The sequence below is a fragment of the Bradyrhizobium sp. HKCCYLS3077 genome, from assembly GCF_051167555.1.
Classification (GTDB): domain Bacteria; phylum Pseudomonadota; class Alphaproteobacteria; order Rhizobiales; family Xanthobacteraceae; genus Bradyrhizobium.
The window spans coordinates 91,098-109,012 of the sequence record NZ_JBNPTH010000009.1 but is presented as its reverse complement, the minus strand read 5'-3'; the positions used below and the strand labels follow the sequence as shown (position 1 = coordinate 109,012).

The 17,915-nt window shown below is 66.3% G+C and carries 15 protein-coding genes; 11 read left to right on the top strand and 4 right to left on the bottom strand.

What is annotated here, in order from left to right; all coding sequences use genetic code 11:
- Window positions 1-92: 92 nt before the first annotated feature.
- Together ACQR0Z_RS30670 and ACQR0Z_RS30665 are read right to left on the bottom strand one after the other, a co-directional pair.
- Window positions 93-1,481: an NAD(P)/FAD-dependent oxidoreductase gene (locus tag ACQR0Z_RS30670; RefSeq protein WP_434921116.1), complete on the bottom strand. Its 1,389-nt coding sequence runs from the start codon at window positions 1,479-1,481 to the stop codon at window positions 93-95.
- Window positions 1,478-1,891: a nuclear transport factor 2 family protein gene (locus tag ACQR0Z_RS30665; protein WP_434875642.1), complete on the bottom strand. Its 414-nt coding sequence runs from the start codon at window positions 1,889-1,891 to the stop codon at window positions 1,478-1,480. The genes ACQR0Z_RS30670 and ACQR0Z_RS30665 overlap by 4 nt, the downstream gene beginning before the upstream one ends.
- 193 nt (window positions 1,892-2,084) lie before the next feature.
- Between ACQR0Z_RS30665 and ACQR0Z_RS30660 the strand changes: the two genes are divergently transcribed.
- Entirely contained in the window at window positions 2,085-2,879 is a 795-nt protein-coding gene (locus ACQR0Z_RS30660) for a sulfite exporter TauE/SafE family protein (RefSeq protein ID WP_434921115.1), read from the top strand.
- Window positions 2,880-2,883: 4 nt separating this feature from the next.
- Here ACQR0Z_RS30660 and ACQR0Z_RS30655 read toward each other — a convergent pair whose 3' ends face one another.
- Window positions 2,884-4,425 carry a PLP-dependent aminotransferase family protein gene (locus tag ACQR0Z_RS30655; protein WP_434921114.1) on the bottom strand — a complete coding sequence of 514 codons (1,542 nt, stop codon included), beginning with the start codon at window positions 4,423-4,425 and terminating at the stop codon, window positions 2,884-2,886.
- A gap of 215 nt (window positions 4,426-4,640) precedes the next feature.
- Between ACQR0Z_RS30655 and ACQR0Z_RS30650 the strand changes: the two genes are divergently transcribed.
- From ACQR0Z_RS30650 to ACQR0Z_RS30620, 7 genes are all read left to right on the top strand, one after another.
- Window positions 4,641-6,287 (top strand): amidohydrolase, encoded by a 1,647-nt coding sequence (locus ACQR0Z_RS30650; RefSeq protein WP_434921113.1) that lies wholly within the window; start codon window positions 4,641-4,643, stop codon window positions 6,285-6,287.
- Window positions 6,284-7,228, top strand: a complete 945-nt coding sequence (locus ACQR0Z_RS30645; protein WP_434921112.1) for a CobW family GTP-binding protein — start codon at window positions 6,284-6,286, stop codon at window positions 7,226-7,228. The genes ACQR0Z_RS30650 and ACQR0Z_RS30645 overlap by 4 nt, the downstream gene beginning before the upstream one ends.
- A gap of 81 nt (window positions 7,229-7,309) precedes the next feature.
- A complete protein-coding gene (locus ACQR0Z_RS30640) occupies window positions 7,310-8,905 on the top strand; it encodes an ABC transporter substrate-binding protein (RefSeq protein ID WP_434921111.1) in 1,596 nt (531 codons plus the stop codon).
- 49 nt (window positions 8,906-8,954) lie between these two features.
- Window positions 8,955-9,935, top strand: a complete 981-nt coding sequence (locus ACQR0Z_RS30635; RefSeq protein ID WP_434921110.1) for an ABC transporter permease — start codon at window positions 8,955-8,957, stop codon at window positions 9,933-9,935.
- Window positions 9,932-10,837 carry an ABC transporter permease gene (locus tag ACQR0Z_RS30630; protein WP_434921109.1) on the top strand — a complete coding sequence of 302 codons (906 nt, stop codon included), beginning with the start codon at window positions 9,932-9,934 and terminating at the stop codon, window positions 10,835-10,837. The genes ACQR0Z_RS30635 and ACQR0Z_RS30630 overlap by 4 nt, the downstream gene beginning before the upstream one ends.
- A complete protein-coding gene (locus ACQR0Z_RS30625) occupies window positions 10,837-11,832 on the top strand; it encodes an ABC transporter ATP-binding protein (RefSeq protein ID WP_434921108.1) in 996 nt (331 codons plus the stop codon). Before ACQR0Z_RS30630 ends, ACQR0Z_RS30625 begins: the two co-directional genes overlap by 1 nt.
- On the top strand, window positions 11,829-12,839 hold the full coding sequence (locus ACQR0Z_RS30620; protein WP_434921107.1) for an ABC transporter ATP-binding protein: 1,011 nt from the start codon (window positions 11,829-11,831) through the stop codon (window positions 12,837-12,839). The genes ACQR0Z_RS30625 and ACQR0Z_RS30620 overlap by 4 nt, the downstream gene beginning before the upstream one ends.
- Window positions 12,840-13,007: 168 nt before the next feature.
- Here ACQR0Z_RS30620 and ACQR0Z_RS30615 read toward each other — a convergent pair whose 3' ends face one another.
- Window positions 13,008-13,937, bottom strand: a complete 930-nt coding sequence (locus tag ACQR0Z_RS30615) for a 3-hydroxyacyl-CoA dehydrogenase (RefSeq protein WP_434921106.1) — start codon at window positions 13,935-13,937, stop codon at window positions 13,008-13,010.
- A 211-nt stretch (window positions 13,938-14,148) separates the two neighbouring features.
- Here ACQR0Z_RS30615 and ACQR0Z_RS30610 point away from each other — a divergent pair, with 211 nt between their 5' ends.
- From ACQR0Z_RS30610 to ACQR0Z_RS30600, 3 genes are all read left to right on the top strand, one after another.
- On the top strand, window positions 14,149-14,301 hold the full coding sequence (locus ACQR0Z_RS30610) for a hypothetical protein (protein WP_434921105.1): 153 nt from the start codon (window positions 14,149-14,151) through the stop codon (window positions 14,299-14,301).
- A 159-nt stretch (window positions 14,302-14,460) separates the two neighbouring features.
- The gene (locus tag ACQR0Z_RS30605; RefSeq protein WP_434875654.1) at window positions 14,461-15,141 is read left to right on the top strand and encodes a hypothetical protein; all 681 of its coding nucleotides are present in this window, start codon (window positions 14,461-14,463) and stop codon (window positions 15,139-15,141) included.
- 75 nt (window positions 15,142-15,216) lie between these two features.
- Window positions 15,217-17,280 (top strand): methyl-accepting chemotaxis protein, encoded by a 2,064-nt coding sequence (locus ACQR0Z_RS30600; RefSeq protein WP_434921104.1) that lies wholly within the window; start codon window positions 15,217-15,219, stop codon window positions 17,278-17,280.
- Window positions 17,281-17,915 lie beyond the last annotated feature (635 nt).

The following is a 17,915-nucleotide window of genomic DNA, read 5'->3' as shown; positions in this document are numbered from 1 at the left end:
GCGCAAGGCCGAGCGGAGTCTGGCTGCCCCCCTCAGCATCGTTAGGTGTCAACTGCTGCGGCGCCCGCCGGATCTTGCCGAGCGGCAGGGGCTCAATTTGCCTCGTCGCGCAGATGATACCAGCGGTAGAGCATCCGCTGTCCGATGCGTCGGAATGGCGCGAACGGGTGCGTCGGCAACGGCGAGGTGAAGATCGGCAGGTCCTGTGCCTTGAAGGATTGGCCTGCGATCATCTGCGCCATGCGGCGGCCGGCCTGGGCCGAATAGGACACGCCGTTGCCGCCATAGCCGAGCGCATAGACCAGCTTCGCCCGGGGATCGGGGCGCACGATGCGCGGCATCATGTCGTGGCTGACATCGACCCAGCCCCACCAGGAGTAATCGATCTCGATGCCGTTGAGTGCGGGGAATTTGCGATGCAGGCCGTCGACCAGAAGCTGGAGGTGGCGGTCATGCGTGGCGTCGGCGCCAGTGATGGCGCTGCGGCTGCCGATCTGAACCCGGTCGTCCGGCAGCAGCCGGTAGTAGAAGCGCAAGGTGCGGGTGTCCGTGATGACCTGCCGCGTCTTGAAGCCGGTCGCCGCAAGTTCGGCCGCCGTGAGCGGGCGCGTGACCAGTGAGTTCGACAGGATCGGCATGCAGCGGCCGGACAATTCCGGCGTCAGCCCAAGCGAGGTATAGGCGCCGGTGGCGATGCCGACGCCGTTGACGCTGACGGCGCCGCCGGGCGTATGCAGCACGAATTTGCCGTTGCGCTGCTCGATGCGCGTCACCGGACTCGCGGTATGAACCCGCACGCCGAGCGCGCGCGCCATCTGCAGATAGCCGAAGGCGAGCTTGGCCGGATGCACGCCGGTTCCGAGCGGCTCGTGCACCGCGCCGACGGCCTCGGCCTCGTTGACGAAGTCGCTCGCCAGTTCCGCACGCGAGATCACGCGCGAGGCGTAGCCGAACACGTCATTGAGCACCTTCGATTCAGCCGCGATCTTGTCGAGATTGCGCTGGCGGTGAGCAATGTAGAGATGACCGCCGCGTTGCGGCTCGACATCGACAGGGCTCGACCGCACCAGCTCCTCGAAGGTCTCGAAACCCTCGGTGACCTCGGCATGCATGCGCTTGGCGACGTCGAGCCCCCAGCGCTTGATCCATTGCGAGCGGGTCAGCCGGCCCGAGGCATTCTGGGCCTGGCCGCCATTGCGCGTGCTGCAGCCCCAGGCCACGCGATTGGCCTCGAGCACGATCGCCTTGATGCCGTGCTCACGCGCCAGGAAGATCGCGCAGGCGAGACCGGTATAGCCCGAGCCGATGATGGCGACGTCGGCCGTCGTGTCGGTCGTGATCGGACCGTCGCTCTCCGGCGGCGTGCCGGCGGTGGCGATCCAGTAGGTCGGAGCGTAGTCGCGATTGCGACCGGGGCCGTCGGCGACCAGCGGGTCGTAGTGCGGGTCATAGGCGGCCGTTGGCAGGGCATGCATGTTCATCGCGCGGCACTCCCGCCCGCGGCCGGCTGCGGCGGCCGGTCCTTGCGGAAGGCGCTCTTGGTGCAGATCTTGTCGCCGCGGAAGCCGAACAGGTCGCAGCCCTGCACCTCGATGTGCCGGCCATCCGGCGCCGTCGCGCGGAAGATCCATTCGGACAGGCCCCGATCGCCAAACACCGCATGGCGCGTGCACTCCCAGCTGACGTCGGGCATGCCGCCCCAGGTCGCCTCGAACGCGGCGCGCACATCGGCCGCGCCGCTGATGCGCCGGCCGCAGCTGTCGGGGCCTGCGGCCGCGTCGAAGATGATGTCATCGGTCATGCAGGCCATCACGCCCGCGCCATCGTGTCGGTTGAAGGCGGCGAACAGCGTGGCGAGCAGTTCGCTGCGGACGGTTTCGAGATCGGCCATGTCATGTCCTCCGCGGCTGGAGCTTGGCTCGCATGTGCCATGCCGGCGGCTGGAGGCCCTAGAACCAGAGCGGGCGAGCTCTGTAGCCAGAACTGGCCCGGTGGTCGGGCGCGGCTGGCCCTTTCCCGACCATGGCGATCCTGCTGACTGGGCGCATGACGCCGTCTTTTTGTCCTTACATCACACCTTGACGATGGCCCTGCAGGAACTGGCCGTCGCGGTCCATGACATCGCCGCCACCTCGCTGCCGAGCGCCCCACTGGTGCTCGCCGCGGCGCTGTCGATCTTTGCCGCGGCGCTGGTGCGCGGCTTCACGGGGTTTGGTTTTGCGCTGACGGCCGTGCCGCTGCTCGGCCTGTTCATGCCGCCCACGCAATCGGTGCCAGTCGCGGTGTGCCTGCAGCTTCTGATAGGACTCGGCGATCTGCCGCGCGCCTCGCGGGTCTGCGATTGGCCATCGCTGCGCTGGCTGATCCTCGGTGGCGTGATCGGCTCGCCGATCGGCGCGCTGGTGCTCAGCGTGGTCTCGGCATCGGCGGCACGCCTCCTGATTGCCCTGATCACGGTCGGCGCGGTCGTGCTGCTGAATACGGGGTTTCGTTTGACGGCCGCGCCGGCGCGCTGGATCACGGCGCTGGTCGGTCTCACCGCCGGTTTGTTCAATGGCCTTGCGGGCATGCCCGGACCGCCGGTGATCGTCTACTACAATTCGGGCGCATTCGGCCGGATTGCCGCGCGTGCCTCAATGATGGTGTTCTTCCTGGTCTCCTCGATCGTCGGCACGGCCAGCCTGGCATGGTTCGATCTGCTCGATCTGCATATCGCGGTGCTGACTGCGCTCGGCATCCCGGTGATGCTGGTCGGCACCTGGCTCGGCGATCTCGGCTTTCATCGCGGCAGCGACACGCTGCATCGCCGGGTGTCGATGGCGAGTCTCGCGGTCGTCGCACTCGGCAGTGCGCTCAAGGGGCTGAGCGACCTGCTGTAGCCGCTCAGGTGGCTTGCGACGATGTGTACTGGGCGAAGATCTGGCCGAGCTTGGCGATCCCCGGCGCGATCCGGTCGGTGCGGATCGAGGAGAAGCCGAGACGGAAGCAGTTGCGTGTCGCCTCCGGGCTGATGGAGAACACGTCGCCGGGCTCGATGACGACGCCTTCGGCGCGCGCCACCTCCGACAGACGCACCGCGTCCGTTCCTGCAGGGCAGGTGATCCAGTAGCTGGTGCTGCCCGGTCCGCGCGACCAGCTGCAGCCCGGCAGCGCTTGCGGCAGCAGCGAATCGAGCAGGGTGGCGCGTTCCAGCAGCACGCGGCCGACCTGCTGCAGATGCGAGCGGTAGTGCCCGAGGCCGATGAACAAGGCCGCGACGCGCTGGTTGTTCAGCGGCGGATGGCGCAGCATCAGCCGGCGCAGCGCGCGCAACTCGCGGATGACGGGCGCGGGCGCCACGACGTAGCCGAGCCGCAGGCCGGGCGCCAAGGCTTTCGACAGGCTGCCGACATAGAGCACGATCTGGTCGCGATCCAGGCTCATCAGCGGCGGCAGGCTGCTGCCCTCCGGCATCAGCTCGCTTTCGTAATCATCCTCGATCAGGACGATGTCGCGTTCGCGCGCGACTTTGAGAATCTCCTCGCGCCGTGTTCGCGACATCGCGGTCGTGGTCGGGCACTGGTGGCTCGCGGTGACATAGGCCAGCGCGCAGCGCGCGAACGCGTCGTCAGGCACCAGGCCCTGATCGTCGAGCCGAAGCGGCACGACCCGCGATGTCATCATGCCGAAGATGTTGCGCGCGTCCGGATAGCCGGGGTCTTCGATGCCGATCGGAGTGTCGGGCTGCAGAAACAGCTTCGCAATCAAATACAGGGCGTGCTGTGCTCCGATCGTGAGCATGATCTCGTCGGCGCGGGCGCGAATGCCGCGGCGCGGCAACACCTGCCGCTGCAATTGTTCGATCAGCGCCGGATCGTCGCCGTCGATCATATCGCGCGCCCAGTTGTTGATCTCGGGCACGCTGAGCGCCGCGCGCGCGCTTTCACGCCAGTCGTTGGTCGGAAACAGGCTCGGGTCGAACTGACCGAAGATGAAGGGATAGGGATAGGTCTGCCAGTCGAGCGGCTTCACGATGTTGCGCAGCGCCGACGGCTGCAGCGCGAACCGCTCGGTCCAGCGGCGGCTGTAGACCTCCGTCGCGGGCTGCTGGGCTTCGCCGATATGCTTGGGCAGGCCGGCCACGAAGTAACCGCTACGCTCGCGCGAGACCAGGAAGTTCTGATCGACGAGCTGCTCATAGGCGATGACGATGGTATTGCGGGACACCTTGAGCAGCGCGGCGAGATCGCGGCTGGACGGCATGCGAACGCCGAGCGGCAGACGACCATCCTCAATCGCTGTTACGATCATCTGTCGGATCTGAAGTTGCAGGAAAGTGCCGCCGCGGTCCAGGCCGTCAAACAAGGAGACCCAGAACAGGAGGTCGTGAATCGGAACTGTTGGCCGGTCCGCTTCGGATCGCAGCAAGGGCGCGAATTTTGCCATCGAGGTATTTGGTCCCAACCCTGTGAGCTGCTGAAATTAAAGCAAAAACCGCGCCATGGCGGAAAGTCTGCGGCCCCGTTTCGCATGGGCTGGCTCCATTTGTGCATGGCATCTGGCGCTGGCCTGGACTCGTCCGACACCGCAGGTTTCAACAGATGGCTCTTGGTCAAACGGGTCCTGGTCAAACGGGTCCTGGGAAGTTGAAGGAGTTCGCGGTGAGCTCAGATACCGTCGTCTACGTCGCCCGCAGAATCGTGACGATGAATCCGTCGCGACCCCATGCGACGCACGTTGCGGTGCGAGAGGGGCGGATCGTCGCGGCCGGCAGTGAAGCTGAGATCGCTCAGTTCGTCCCGCAGGGCGGGATCGACATGCGCTTCCGCGACAAGGTGCTGCTACCAGGGTTCGTCGAAGGTCATAGCCACATCATGGAAGGCATGATGTGGTCGCTGCCCTATGTCGGCGCGTTCGAACGGCGCTCGCCGGAGGGCAGTGCGGTGGCCGGCGTGCCTGATATCGATGCGATCGTCGCACGGCTCCGCGAGGCCGAAGCCGCGATGACCGATCCGAACGCGACGCTGTTCGCCTGGGGTTTCGATCCGCTGCATATCGGCGGCGAGAAGCTGACGCGCGAAGCGCTGGACCGGGTCTCGACGACGCGGCCGATCATGGTGATCCACGCCAGCTTCCATATCAGCGTGGTCAACACGCTGGTGCTGGAGCGCACCCAGCTCCTGCATGCCACCGACATCTCCGGTGTCGTCGCCGGAGCCGACGGCCGGGCCAGCGGCGAGCTGCAAGGCATCGCGGCACGGCTGCGGGCGTTCCGTCTGGTGGGCAATCCGCTGTCGGAGCTGCTGACAATGTCGGACGTGCAGCGCTACGCGTCGTCGGCCTGCGTGCAGGGCGTCACCACGATCACCGATCTGCACAACGATCTCACCGAGAACACGCTCGATCTCTACCGCGCGGCGACGCAGCAGGCGGAGTTCGGCGTACGCCTGGTGCCGGCGCTGGCCTCGGCGACGCATCCTCCGGACAAGGCGATCGAGAAGATCGTTGGCTTGCGCGAGTCCGGCAACGACAAGCTGCATTACGGCATCGTCAAGCTGGTCGTCGACGGCTCGATCCAGGGCTTTACGGCGCGCTTGCGCTGGCCCGGTTATCACAACGGCGCGCCGAACGGCCTGTGGTACATCGCGCCGGACGAGCTGCCGCGGCTGGTCGATCTGTACCACAGGGCGGGCATCCAGCTTCACATCCACACCAATGGCGACGAGGCGACCGAGCTTGCTCTGGACGCGGTGGAGAAGGCGCAGACCGCTCACCCGCGGCCGGATCATCGCCACACCCTGCAGCACTGCCAGATGGCCGACGCGGCGCAATTCCGCCGCATGAAGGCGCTCGGCATGTGCGTCAACCTGTTTGCCAATCATGTCTTCTACTGGGGCGATTCCCACTACGAGCTTACGATGGGACCGGAGCGGGCGAACCGCCTCGATGCGACCGGCACGGCGCAGCGGATCGGCGTTCCCTTCTCGATCCATTCCGATGCGCCGGTCACGCCGCTGTCGCCGCTGTTCACCGCGTGGTGCGCCGTGAACCGCGTGACCTCGTCGGGCCGCAAGCTCGGCGCCGAGACCGAGGCGCTGAGCGTGGAGCAGGCGCTGAACGCCATCACGATCGGCGCGGCCTACACGCTCAAGCTCGACCATCTCATCGGCAGCATCGAGGCCGGCAAGTATGCTGACTTCGCGGTCCTCGAGCAGGATCCATTGACGGTCGCGCCGGAGGCCCTGAAGGACGTTCCGGTGTGGGGCACGGTGGTCGGCGGCGTCGTCAAGGAGGCGCCGCGCGCATGACGGCATCAGCGCCCATTCCGTTCACCGTGATCGGCGGCTTTCTCGGCGCCGGAAAGACGACGCTGCTCAACCGCCTGCTGTCCGCCAGCACGGAGCGTTGCGCGGTGCTGGTGAACGATTTCGGCGAGATCAACGTCGATGCGGCTTTGATCCGCAGCCACGACGGCACGACGATGTCGCTCACCAATGGCTGCGTCTGCTGCAGCATCGGGACGGGCTTTCTCGACACGCTGGCGCGGCTGCTCGACGATGTCGGGCGCTTCGATCGCGTCGTGATCGAAGCCAGCGGCGTCGGCGATCCCTGGCGTATCGCCGAGATCGCGCTGGTCGAGCCGTCGCTGCGGCTCGACGGCGTCGTCGTGCTGGCCGATGCAACCCGCATCGCGACACAGTGCGAGGACCGGCATGTCGGCGAGACCATCCGCAACCAGTTCGCCAGATGCGACGTCGTGCTGCTGAGCAAATGCGACCTCGCCAGCGAGAGCCAGCGCGAGGCGGCGTGCGCCGTCATCGGCGCCATCCGTCCGGATGTGCCGATCGAACCATTGTCGTCCCTGAGTCCCGTGCAGCAGGTCGTTTTCGGACGAGGGCGGCTCGCGCGATTCCGCGCCGAGCCGGTGGCGGAAACGGTGGATCATGAGAGCGATTTCCGTCGCTGGACCTATCGGCGCGCCGGCCGTTTCGATCGCGACAGGCTGGCGGCCGCGGTGCACGACCTGCCGGGCCAGTTGCTGCGGCTGAAGGGAATTTGCCGGGTCGACGGCGACGACCGGGCGCAGGTGTTCCAACTGGTGTCGCGCAACTGGTCGCTGACGCCGGCGGATGATGCTGCGCCGGCTGCGGCCGAGACCATCACGCTCGCCGGCGTGGGTACCGCGAATTTGCCATCGGATCACGAACTCGACGCGATCCTCGACCGCGCCCTGACCGCTGCGGCGTGATGCGATGACAGCAGAGCACATCGGACCACCAAGCGACTTTCTCATCATCCACCCTGTCGTAAATCAGGAAGCGGGATAGCCATGTTGATCAGACGACATTTCGTGCTCGGAGCTCTCGGTCTCGTCGCGGCCACGACCGCCTCGCCCGCGGCGCAGGCTCAGTCATCCAGCGGCAACACCTTGGTGGTCGCGACCACGCAGGTGCCACGGCATTTCAACGGCGCCGTGCAGTCGGGCATGGCGACGGCGATGCCGACCGCGCAGATCTTCGCCAGCCCGCTGCGCTATGACGACAAGTGGAATCCGCAGCCCTATCTGGCGCAGTCGTGGGAGGTCGCGCCTGACGGATTGTCCGTCACGCTGCACCTGGTGAAGGATGCCGTCTTCCACGACGGCCACCCCTTGACGTCGGAGGACGTCGCCTTCTCGATCATGGCGATCAAGGCCAATCATCCGTTCCAGACGATGCTGGCGGCGGTCGACAAGGTCGAGACGCCCGATCCCGCGACCGCGATCCTTCGCCTGAAGAACCCGAGCCCGTCGCTGCTCCTGGCGATGTCGCCGGCGCTGATGCCGATCCTGCCCAAGCACATCTATGGCGATGGCCAGGACCTCAAGACCCACCCGGCCAATCTGAAGCCGATCGGCTCCGGGCCGTTCAAGTTGACCGAATACAAGCAGGGCGAATACTACACGCTGGAGAAGTTCGACAAGTTCTTCATCCCCGGGCGGCCCAAGCTCGACAAGATCGTGGTCAGACTGGTGTCGGATCAGAACGCGGCCGTGGTCTCGCTGGAGCGCGGCGACTTCAGCGCGTTTCCCTTCATCGCCGGCGCCCGCGACATCGATCGGCTGCAGAAGTCACCCAACCTGGTCGTGACCGACAAGGGCATGGCCGGCGTCGGCCCGCTCAACTGGCTCGCATTCAACACAAAGAAGAAGCCGCTCGACGACGTCCGCGTGCGCCAGGCCATCGCCTATGCGGCCAACCGCGACTTCATCGTCTCCAAGCTGATGGGCGGCAAGGCCACGCCAGCGCTGGGGCCGATCGCGCCGGATTCGCCGCTCGCCGAAGCGGCCGTCGAACCCTACAAGGTGGACTACGCCAAATCGGCGGCGTTGCTGGATGCCGCGGGCTACGCCAAGGGGGCGGACGGCTCGCGCTTTTCGCTGACCATCGACTACATTCCGGGCGGCGACGAGCAGCAGCGCAACGTCGCCGAGTACATGCGCTCGCAGCTCAAGCGGGTCGGCATCAATCTCGAGGTGCGCGCCGCGCCTGATTTTCCCACCTGGGCACAGCGCGTCTCGAACTTCGACTTCGACCTGACCATGGACACCGTCTACAACTGGGGCGACCCGGTGATCGGCGTCAACCGCACCTATCTGACGTCGAACATCCGCAAGGGCATCATCTGGTCGAACACGCAGCAATACTCCAATCCGAAGGTGGATGAGCTGTTGCAGGCGGCGGCGGTCGAAACCTCACCCGAGAAGCGCAAGGCGCTGTACTCGGAGTTCCAGAAGATCGTCGTCTCGGATGTGCCGATCTACTTCATCAATGTCAGCCCGTACTACAATGCGTTCGCCAAGGGGCTCGGCAATCTCCCGAACTCGATCTGGGGCATGATGTCGCCGCTCGACGAGCTGTACTGGGAAACGCCGCCGAAGACCTGAGGCGGGTCTGACATCGGTTCGCGAGAGCCACGAGGAGACGTGCTGCATCATGGCATTCGCCACCCATCTGGCCCGGCAGATCATCAATGCGGTCGCCCTGCTGATCGCCGTGCTGGTGCTCAACTTCTGCCTGATCCACCTTGCTCCCGGCGATCCCGTCCAGGTGATCGCCGGCGAGATGGGCGGCGCGTCGGCCGATGTCGTTGCGGCGCTGCGCGCCAAATACGGCCTCGACCAGAGCCTGTTGCAGCAGCTCTCGATCTATCTCGGCAACGTCGCGATGGGCGACTTCGGCTACTCCTACTACTTCAACCAGCCCGTGCTCGGCCTGATCCTGCAGCGGCTGCCGGCGACGCTGTATCTGACCTTGTGCGCGCTGTCCGCCGCACTCGCGATCGGGACCTTGCTCGGGGTGGTCAGCGCCCGGCGGCCGAACGGCTTGTTCAGCCACGCCGTCACGGTGGTCTCACTGGCGGGCTATGCGGCGCCGATCTTCTGGACCGGGCTGCTGTTGCTGCTGCTGTTCGGTTCGGTCTGGCCGATCCTTCCCGTGGTCGGCATGGCCGACGTGGTCAATCCGAAGTACGGGGTCGCCTATATGCTCGACGTCGCCCGCCATCTGGTGCTGCCGTCGCTGACGCTCGCACTCGTGTTCATCGCGCAATACAGCCGGCTGGCGCGCGTCAACATGATCGAGGCGCTGTCGGCCGACTATGTCAGAACCGCCCGCGCCAAGGGGCTGCCGGAGTGGCTGGTGGTTGGCAAACACGCGCTGCGCAACACGCTGATCCCGATCGTGACCGTCGCCGGCCATCAGTTCGGCAACCTGTTCGCCGGCGCCGTGCTGGTCGAGACCGTGTTCAGCTGGCCCGGCATGGGCCGGCTGGTGTTCGATTCCATTCTGCGGCGCGACTATCCGACCTTGATGGCCGTGCTGTTCTTCTCTGCGCTGATGGTGATGACCGCCAATATCCTGACCGATGTGGTCTACCGCCTCGTTGACCCGCGAATCCGGACGGGGCGGCGATGACGGTGATCGAGAGCACCGCGCCGCTGCCGACGTCGCCGGCCGATCTGCCCACGCGGGCCGCCGCCTCGCCGGGACGTCTGGCGCTACGGCAATTCATGAAGAGCCCGTCCGGCGTCGCCGGCGCCTGCATGCTGATTCTGATCATTCTGGTGGCCGTGGTCGGGCCATCGCTCTATCCGGTGGATCCGCTCGATCTCGTCGGCGCGCCGTTCATGCCGCCCGATGCCGATGCCTGGTTCGGCACCGACTATCTCGGCCGCGACGTGCTGGCCGGACTGATTTACGGCGGTCGCGCCACGCTCGCGGTCGGCGCCGTCGCCGCGCTCATCACGATCGCGATCGGCCTCGTCATCGGCGCGGTCGGCGGCTACTTCGGCGGCGCGATCGATGCCATCATGGTCAAGATCACCGAGTTCTTCCAGATCCTGCCGCCCTTGCTGTTCGCGATGGTGCTGGTGACGCTGTTCGGGCCGAAGCTGACCACCATCACGCTCGCGATCGGCGGCGTGAGCTGGACCTCGGTGGCGCGGCTGACGCGGGCGGAATTCATGCGGCTGCGCGACCTCGACTTCGTCAAGGCGTCGCGCGCGGCGGGCGCCTCCAATGCGAACCTGATCCTGCGCGTGCTGCTGCCGAATGCGCTGCCCGCGGTGATCGTGTCGGCGACGCTGGCGATCGGCGTCGCGATCCTGTTCGAGGGCGGCCTGAGCTTCCTGGGCCTGGGCGACCCGAACGTCATGAGCTGGGGACTGATGCTGGGCCAGAACCGCAACTACATTCTCGACGCCTGGTGGGCGGTGATGTTCCCGGGAGCGGCGATCTTCCTCGCGGTACTCGCAATCAGCCTGGTCGGCGACGGCCTCAACGATGCGATCAACCCGCGCCTGCGGCGGAGGTCGTGATGGGTGCGCTGCTCGAAGTCGATGATCTCAACGTCAGCATGCGCAACGGGGCCGGCCGCCTCGTCCCCGTGATCGAGAACCTGTCGTTCACGGTCGCGCTGGGGCAGACCCTGGCGCTGGTCGGCGAATCCGGCTGCGGCAAGAGCATGACGGCGCTGGCGCTGATGCGGCTGCTGCCGGAGGATTTCGTCATTACCTCGGGCCGCATCATGCTGGAGGGCAGGGATCTGCTGGCTCTGTCGCCGAAGGAGATGCGGAGCCTGCGCGGCAGCGCCATGTCGATGATCTTCCAGGAGCCGATGACGGCGCTCAATCCGCTGTTCACGGTCGGCGACCAGATCGGCGAGGTGTTGCGCTGGCACGAGGGGCTCGATCGCGCCACCGGGCGCAAGCGCGCTATCGAGCTCTTGCGCGCGGTGCAGATTCCGGCCGCAGAGCAGCGGGTCGACGCCTATCCGCACCAGCTGTCGGGAGGCATGCGCCAGCGCGTGATGATCGCGATGGCGCTGGCCGGGCGGCCGAAGCTGCTGATCGCCGACGAGCCGACCACGGCGCTCGACGTGACCGTGCAGGCGCAGATCTTCGATCTGCTGGCCGAGCTGCAACGCAGCACTGGGACGGCGATCCTGCTGATCACCCACGATCTCGGCGCGGTCGCCGAGCTCGCCGACGAGATGCTCGTGCTCTATGCCGGACGCTGCATCGAGGCGGGGGCGTCGGATGCAATCGTGGCGGCGCCGCGTCATCCCTATACGCGGGGCCTGCTCAACTGCGTTCCGCACCTCGCCCTTGGGGAGCCGCCAAAGCCCTGGGTCGATCTCGGCGAGATCCCCGGCATGGTGCCGCCGCTCGGCGCGCGCGGCGCCGATTGCGCCTTCCTTGCAAGATGTGCGCAGGCTTGCGACGTCTGCCGCGCGAAGCCGCAGCCCGCGCTCGAGCCGATTGCGCCTGATCACGCCGTGTCCTGCTGGCGCAAGACGGAGCTCGTGGCATGAGCATGGCCGAAGCGATCCGCGGCACAGGCCCCCGCGAGGTGCTGCTCGACGTCAACGACCTCGTCGTGCACTTTCCGGCCGGGCGCCGCAACGGCAAGCCGTCATTCGTGCATGCGGTCGACGGCGTCAGCTTCCGCGTTCGTCGCGGCACCACCTTCGGCATCGTCGGCGAGAGCGGCTCGGGCAAATCGACCACCGCGCAGGCCGTGATGCGACTGGTGCCGACGACATCCGGCCAGATCGTCTTCGGCAACCGCGACATCGCGGGCCTCACCGGCCGGCCCTTGCGCGAGGTGCGGCGGCATCTGCAGATCGTGTTCCAGGATCCGTTCTCGGCGCTCAATCCGCGGCGCCGCGCGGGCGATCAGATCCGCGAGCCGCTCGACCTGCTCGGGATCGGAACGCGCAGCGAACGCGACGAGCGGGTGCGCAGGCTGCTGGCCGAGGTCGGCCTGCCGCCGCAGGCCGCCGACCTGTATCCGCACCAGTTCTCCGGCGGCCAGCGTCAGCGGCTGTGCATCGCGCGGGCGATGGCGCCCGAACCCGACCTGATCGTCTGCGACGAGGCGGTGTCCGCGCTCGACGTCGCGATCCAGGCGCAGATTCTGAACCTCTTGAAGCGGCTGCAGCGCGAGCGCGATCTCACCTACATCTTCATCTCGCACGATCTCGGCGTGATCCAGAAATTCTGCGACGAGGTCGCGGTGATGTATCTCGGCAAGATCGTCGAGCAGGCGCCGGCCGCCGACATCTTCGCCGCGCCCCGTCATCCCTACACCTGGTCGCTGATCGCCGCCGCCGCGCCGCCCGGACCGCTGCGAGATGATCTCAAGCGCCGTTATCTGGTCAAGGGCGATCCGCCGAGCCCGGTCGATCCGCCGCCCGGCTGCCGCTTCGCGCAGCGCTGTCCGGCCGCGATCGATGTCTGCTCGCAGCGTCTCCCGGTGCTGGATGCGATGGGACCAGACCATTATGTCGCGTGTCATCGTGCCGCCGAACTGGCTTGACGCGGACGCACTGCGAGCGCGTCATGCCGTGCATGTGCACCGACCGTAGCGTATTGCAGCCGGCATGTCGTGCTGACGCTGCGATCAGCGCGTCGCAGATGAAAAGCCATAACGCTCAGCGCGGGAAGCCCTGGGGCTTCGCCCGATCTTCACGAGCGCTGCGCCCTGTCAGATCTTTCGAGCGATCTCTGCGTAGGCGATGCCGGTGAGGTTGCCTTGGCCGAACAGCAGGCTCTGCAGGTCCGAGCCGTCGAGCCTGGCGACGTACAGGGAGCCTGCGAAATCCGTGACGAACATGCGGTCATTCGGCAGGTCGAGCGTGAGTCCGATCCCTTCGTTCAAGTGGCGCACCACGATCTCCGGCTCAGCGGGCTTGTTGTCGATCGAGGCGCGGTTGACGGTGTTGCCGCGCGGGGCTTCGCCACGATCCGTCCAGTAGAGCAGACGACGCCCGTGATCGAGTTCGAGATCGATCGGCTCGGACAGGCCATCAAAGAAGACTTCGATGTCCGACCGGGCCGATGCGCTCTCGCCCTTGGGAATGTCCAGGCCTGCCCGGTAGATGACACCGAGACCGCCGTTCTCCGGGCCCTTTTGCGTCCAATACATCCGGTTGGTCTCGTCGTCGATCGCGATGCCGACGCACCATCGCGTCAGATCGGGCTGCCGGAGCTCGGACGACCCTCTGTCCACCAGCGTTTCGATCGCGGAGCCGTCCATGTTGGCGCGCATGACCTTCATGCCCTCGCGGTCACACCAATAGAGTTTGCGGTCGCGCCGATGCAGGATGATCTGCTTCGGTGTGTGCGTATGCCCCTGCGGCACGATCATGGTGCGGTTTCCGCCATCCAGGTCGGCGCGTTCGATCGAGCCATCATCGAGGTTCGGAACGCCCATATTGGTCCAATAGATGTGGCCCGCATCCAGGTCGAGGGCGATGCCGTCCGGAAGACGGCAGTCTGTGACGATCGTCTCGCGGCCCGATCCGTCGATGTTCATCGTGTGAATCTTGCCCGCGCTGAGCTCGAGAACAAACAAGCGGGGAACGATCATCGTCGCATGATCATTCGGCGAGGTCGTCGCGGCTGAAACAGTCATGTTGCTCTCCTTTGAGGCAGAGCTCCCTGCCTGGATTTCCGTCCATGATCTTGAATGGGATTGCAGACGCTGGTCAGATCTTGCCAGCGCGACGAGCGTTCGAACGTGGCATCGTCCGGGGCAGGTGCGCGGAGCCTGACAAAGTCAGGTGTCGTCGGGAGATGGTTCGGAGCAGTGCCGTCGACGCTGCAGCGAGCGCTCGGTTCGCATCATGTCCGCGCTGCGCGTGCCGATGGATGCAGGCATTGCATCGTCATCCATCGGCTCATTCGCCCGCTTTTTGCTTCACTGCGCGATCAGCACGCAAGTGATCGTTTCGGCTGACGATCATCGGCGAATGCAGCAGGCATGCGTTCGCATGTGACGTGCCATGCGCTCTCACACCTGCGCGAGCGCCGTCACTTAAACGTGTCTTAAGGGGTATCCAGATAGTCAGGTCAGCATGCGTAGTTCAACGAGACGACAAGGCGACAAGATGCGGAATGCGATGGGACGGCGTCAGTTTTTGTGCGGGTGTTGCGCCGTGCTGGGCGCCCAGGTCATTGGCGCCGCCGTGCTGCCGGGACGCGCGAATGCGGCAGGCGAGCCCGAGATCGTGCCGATCGAGTTCGCGAGCTTCCACGATCAGACCTTCAAGAACGAATATCTGCAGTTCATGAACGTCACGATTCCGGCCGGAGGCATGGCGGCCTATCACAGCCACACCAGGGATTTCGCGCAGGTCTATCTCGCCGTCTCGAATGCGGAGGGGACGCCGCTCGGCGGCAAGCCGCTGATCGTGCCCCGCAAGGTCGGCGAGGTGCTGTTCACCAACTACACGAAGAAGCCGGGCGTCCACCAGGTCGTCAATGTGGGCGACGGCGACTTCCGGATTGCGGGCTTCGAGCTGTTCGACTCCGAGCCGGGCCGCTTCACGCCGGCCGCGCGTCCCGAGCCCTATGTCACGGTCATGGACAACCATCGCCTTCAGGCCTGGCGATTGATCCTGCAGCCTGGCCAAACCGCGCCGGCGATGCGTCAGGCCGCGCCGGGCGTGCGGATCGTGGTGCAGGGTGGCGAACTCATCGAGGGCCGCGAAGGCAAGCCGGATCACAAGCTGAACCTGAAGTTCGGCGATTTCGCCTGGCAGGACATCGGGCCGGCGCGGACGATCCGGAATACGGGCAAGTCGACCATCGAGCTGGTGGAATTCGAACTGAAGTAGAGCAGGGCCTTTCGCGATGGTGCGCTCGGCGCGCCATCGTGATCGGGGTGTCCTGGGGAATGGGGAGTCGAGGACGTGTCCATCAAGCGGACGGGAATTGCTATCGCGGCGTTGATGTCGGGCGTCATCGTCCTGACATCGGGCCTTCAACTCAGCGAGCGCTGGGGCGCCTATCAGAACGCCATCGCGGCGCACGCCCTCGAGACGCGGCTGGCGGCCGGCTTCGAGGCGGTGGGAGCACTGACTGTCGAACGCGGTCCCGTCAATCGCGCCCTGAGCGGCAAATCTCCGGCTGATGGTGCCGTGCTGAAGGAGTTCGCCGACAATCGCCGCACCAGCGACGAGGCGATGGCCAAGCTGGCTGTGCTCGCGCGCGACGACGCTGATCTGTCGCAGCGGGTCCAGGCGGCCGTGGCGAAGATCGCCGCCGTGCGCAATGAAGCGGCCGCCAACTGGAGCAAGCCGCTGGCCGAGCGCGGAAGCGGCATCGCCGCCAAGGCGATGCGCGACTACGCCGATGCGATGGCGAGCCTGAACCAGCTGCTCGAAAGCGGCATCAAGGAGACGATGCTGCTGAGCACAACGGCCGGCAATCTGCTCGACGTTGCCCAGAAAGGCTGGGTGATCCGGCAGACGGCAGGCCAGGTGTCGCTGCTGATTTCAGGGCTTGTCACGGCGGGCCGGCCGGCTTCTCCGGCGGAACGGGACGAACTGAATTTTGCGACGGGGCAGATGGCGCAGCTGTGGGCCGAAATCCTCGACCGCGGCGACGACACCCATGCGCCCAAGGCGACGCGCGCGAGCGTCGGTGCGGCGCGCGAGCGTTATTTCGGCGCGGATAAGACGCTGCGCGAGGGGCTGATCAAGGCGGCCTTCAATGCCACGCCTTACGAGGTGTCGATCGACGATTGGCGCAGGCAGGCCACGGCCGCGAACGCGTCGCTGCTGGGCATTCGCGACGCCGCCTTGCGCGATGCGCAGGCTGTCGCCGAGCAGGATGAGGCCGATGGATTGAAGGGTATCCTGTTTGCCGGCGCAGCCATCCTGTTCGTGCTGGGATTGTCGGCGGCGTCGTCCATCCTGCTGGTGCGCCATCTGCTCGATCCGATCGCGAAGCTGTCGGAGGTGATGACCCGGCTGGCGCGGAACGACGAGGCCGAGGTGCCGTTCGCCACGCGCAAGGACGAGATCGGCGGCATGGCGCAATCCGTTCAGGTCTTCAAGGAGGCCATGCTCACCACCAACCGGCTGGCCGGCGAGCAGGCCGCCGAGCGCGTCGTCAAGGAAAAGCGCGCGGCGCGTCTCGAAGGCCTGGTGCGCGATTTCGAGGCCAAGGCCGGCGCCATGGTTGCGCAGCTCGCCTCGGGCGCGACCGAACTGGAGACGACGGCGCGGTCGATGTCCTCGACCGCGACGCAGACCAAGGGGCAGGCGACCACGGTGGCTACTGCCGCCGAAGAGGCAAGCATGGGCGCCAGCACGGTCGCCTCCGCGGCGGAGGAACTGACGGCCTCGATCACCGAGATCAGCCGCCAGGTCGCGCAGTCCTCGATGATCACCGGCCGTGCCGTGGCCGATGCCCAGCGCACCGACAAGATCGTGCAGACGCTCGCCGAGGGCGCCGAGAAGATCGGCGAGGTCGTCACCCTGATCCAGGCGATCGCCGCCCAGACCAATCTGCTCGCGCTGAACGCGACGATCGAGGCGGCGCGGGCCGGCGAAGCCGGGCGCGGCTTTGCGGTGGTCGCTTCCGAGGTGAAGATGCTGGCGACCCAGACGGCGTCGGCGACGGCGGATATCGGCGGGCAGATCTCGCAGATCCAGGCCGCCACCAAGGAAGCCGTCGACGCCATCCGCGGCATTGCCGGGACCATCGAGGAGGTCTCCTCGATCTCGCACGCGATTGCATCGGCTGTCGATGCGCAGGGCGTGGCGACCGGGGAGATCGCCCGCAACGTTCAGCAGACCTCGCAGTCGGTCAAGGACGTGACGGCGACGATCAGCGGCGTGAGCAAGGCGGCGACCGAAACCGGCATCGCCGCGAGCGAAGTGTTGAACGCGGCCGACGGACTGTCGCGGCAGGCCGAGCAACTGAAGACCGAGGTCGGCAGCTTCGTCGAGGAGGTCCGCGCCGCCTGATCGGGGCGGCCTGGCGCGTCCCATGCGACTGCGGCGCGCGCCGCCGAACTACTCAAATGTGTCGTCGGGCAACACCGCCACCTTCTCGCGCATCTCGGCTTGCTGAAGAGGGACGTTGCGCGATCGTCACGCGCGTCGAGCCTGGCTATGGCGCGCATTCCCGGTGATGAGGTCATGTGCCGCATGAACTTTCCCGGTTCGGGACATGTCTCTGACCTTCCCGAGGCGGGATAGGGATCTGGTGCGCCTGCGCGGAGCGCTTTGAGATCTTGGTGCCCTCGACGATCCGAATCCGCTAATTGTCGTCAGATTCGCCGGACGTTCGTCCCGGCATCCTCAACGACACACGAGCCACCATCTTTGCCCTCAGTTCTTCGTAATCCCCGCAGCTCGGTGCAGCGGAAGACGCCCTCACCAAAGCACGCCGCATCACGAACGAAGCCGGTTCCGCGCAAGACGATATCGGGTGCGCCAAAGAAGGTGGCAGCCGCGAAGCCTGCCGTGTCCTCCGCGTCGCCTCTGGGGCTCTTGGCGCTGCACCTGGTGGCCGAGTGGCAAGCGAAGGGGCGAAGCGGACTTGCGTTTCTCGCCAAGAACGAGCGCCGCGCCGAGCGATTGGCGTCCATCATTCAGGT

What these genes read in the sequence shown, in the direction of transcription:
- ACQR0Z_RS30625 (WP_434921108.1), top strand. Translation starts at nt 10,837, where the DNA reads ATGGGTGCGCTGCTCGAAGTCGATGATCTCAACGTCAGCATGCGCAAC.
- ACQR0Z_RS30655 (WP_434921114.1), bottom strand. Translation starts at nt 4,425, where the DNA reads ATGGCAAAATTCGCGCCCTTGCTGCGATCCGAAGCGGACCGGCCAACA.
- ACQR0Z_RS30670 (WP_434921116.1), bottom strand. Translation starts at nt 1,481, where the DNA reads ATGAACATGCATGCCCTGCCAACGGCCGCCTATGACCCGCACTACGAC.
- ACQR0Z_RS30640 (WP_434921111.1), top strand. Translation starts at nt 7,310, where the DNA reads ATGTTGATCAGACGACATTTCGTGCTCGGAGCTCTCGGTCTCGTCGCG.
- ACQR0Z_RS30635 (WP_434921110.1), top strand. Translation starts at nt 8,955, where the DNA reads ATGGCATTCGCCACCCATCTGGCCCGGCAGATCATCAATGCGGTCGCC.
- ACQR0Z_RS30665 (WP_434875642.1), bottom strand. Translation starts at nt 1,891, where the DNA reads ATGGCCGATCTCGAAACCGTCCGCAGCGAACTGCTCGCCACGCTGTTC.
- ACQR0Z_RS30620 (WP_434921107.1), top strand. Translation starts at nt 11,829, where the DNA reads ATGAGCATGGCCGAAGCGATCCGCGGCACAGGCCCCCGCGAGGTGCTG.
- ACQR0Z_RS30630 (WP_434921109.1), top strand. Translation starts at nt 9,932, where the DNA reads ATGACGGTGATCGAGAGCACCGCGCCGCTGCCGACGTCGCCGGCCGAT.
- ACQR0Z_RS30615 (WP_434921106.1), bottom strand. Translation starts at nt 13,937, where the DNA reads ATGACTGTTTCAGCCGCGACGACCTCGCCGAATGATCATGCGACGATG.
- ACQR0Z_RS30660 (WP_434921115.1), top strand. Translation starts at nt 2,085, where the DNA reads ATGGCCCTGCAGGAACTGGCCGTCGCGGTCCATGACATCGCCGCCACC.
- ACQR0Z_RS30610 (WP_434921105.1), top strand. Translation starts at nt 14,149, where the DNA reads ATGTCCGCGCTGCGCGTGCCGATGGATGCAGGCATTGCATCGTCATCC.
- ACQR0Z_RS30645 (WP_434921112.1), top strand. Translation starts at nt 6,284, where the DNA reads ATGACGGCATCAGCGCCCATTCCGTTCACCGTGATCGGCGGCTTTCTC.